Here is a 507-nt window from a genome sequence, read left to right as displayed (position 1 = left end):
GCGCAGATAAGCGAAATCAGCGCAATCCTGCAGCGAACTGCATAAAACCTGATTATCAGGCTCTCACAGGTATACACAATGTCGAAATTAATCAACCTGCCGCACCTGGCTGACCAGGTGTTCGGGGTGCCTCACTACGCCACGCGGCAAATCATGGACTCGGTGAAGTCGATCCTGGTTCCCCGCCTGCAGGGCATGAATGTGGCCCCGCTGGAAATGGCCCTGGGGCCGGATGAGTCACAGGAAACGAATGAACCTCAGCAAAGCGGCGGCGGCGTGGGCGTTATTCCTGTCCACGGCATCCTGGTCCCACGGCGTGGCCAGATCGTGAATATGTGTACGGAGCTGAACAGCTACGAGCGTATTCGCGGCCAGCTGGCTTCCCTTCTGAACGACCCGGGCATTAAAGAAATCGTGCTCGATATTAACTCGGGCGGCGGCGCGGTATCGGGCTGTAAGGAGCTGGCTGACTACATTTACCAGTCGCGCAGCGTGAAGCCCATTACG

1 pseudogene is annotated in these 507 nt (G+C 57.4%); it reads left to right on the top strand.

Annotated elements, in window-relative coordinates:
* Positions 1 to 78: 78 nt before the first annotated feature.
* Positions 79 to 507: pseudogene (locus RF647_RS19325) on the top strand (S49 family peptidase); the annotation flags it as partial.

This window comes from Kocuria sp. CPCC 205263 (assembly GCF_040981075.1).
Lineage (GTDB): Bacteria > Actinomycetota > Actinomycetes > Actinomycetales > Micrococcaceae > Kocuria > Kocuria rosea.
Note: the sequence above shows the minus strand (reverse complement) of the source record. Positions and strands in the feature narration are given on the sequence as shown.